Origin of the sequence: Siphonobacter sp. BAB-5405 (assembly GCF_002872335.1) — a bacterium.
In the GTDB taxonomy this organism is placed as follows: Bacteria; Bacteroidota; Bacteroidia; order Cytophagales; family Spirosomataceae; genus Siphonobacter.
Genome location: NZ_NJAG01000133.1, coordinates 1 through 892, shown reverse-complemented (window position 1 = coordinate 892; position 892 = coordinate 1). Strand labels below are relative to the sequence as shown.

The window sequence follows — 892 nt, the reverse complement described above, 5'->3', positions numbered from 1 at the left end:
TGAAAATTACTTCTTTAATCATTTTATTGGGCCTGTTTTCCTGGGTAGCCTCCGCTCAGATACCTGGGTCATTTGTTACAAGTCCCGATAAACACCTTTCAGTTCAGCTGACGTTGAAAGATGGATTAGCTGGTTATCAGGTATTTAAAAACAATCAGCCTTTGTTAGCACCTTCGGCTTTAGGCCTGGTACTGACGGATGTAGACTTGAGCAAAAACTTAAAAGAGGTAAGCAAAAGTCCGGAGAAGACCATCACGCAGACTTATGCGATGTGTAATGCGAAAAAAGCCAACCTTCGCTACCAGGCCAAGCAACGCAGCTGGACATTGGCAACGCCTACGGGACAATCACTCGAAATAATTTTTCAGGTTAGCAATGATGCTGTGGCTTTCCGCTATCGGGTCAAGCGACCGAAAGAGGCGATTTCCAAGGTCGAATCCGAACCGACCAGTTTTGCTTTTCTTGCCGAAAGCCGGGCCTGGCTGCAACCCATGGCCGTTGCCAAATCGGGCTGGGAGGCCACGAATCCGTCCTACGAAGAAACGTATGAGCAAGATATAGCCGTCGGGACGCCTTCCACCAAGGGAGCAGGCTGGGTGTATCCGGCCCTTTTTAAAACAAAGGATACCTGGATTTTACTTACGGAAGCTGGCCTGGACAGTACCTATTGTGCCACGCGTTTGCAGGATCAATCCCCCGGGGGCGAATATTTCATTGGCTTTCCGGATGCCCGAGAAGTCATTAAAGACAAAAATTTAAAACCCAGAGCCCGGGGTACTTTCCAGTCTCCCTGGCGAGTACTGACGATTGGGAATCTGGCTACGCTGATTGAATCTACGGCTGGAACCGATCTGGCCCTGCCCGCTCAGAAAGTCGATGCGGATTTTATCAA

Annotated in this window: 1 protein-coding gene; it reads left to right on the top strand. The window is 49.2% G+C overall.

The window, feature by feature from the left end; genetic code table 11:
* Window positions 1–892 (top strand): glycoside hydrolase family 97 N-terminal domain-containing protein (locus tag BWI97_RS26485; protein ID WP_199182126.1); only part of this gene is annotated, 892 nt, incomplete at both ends.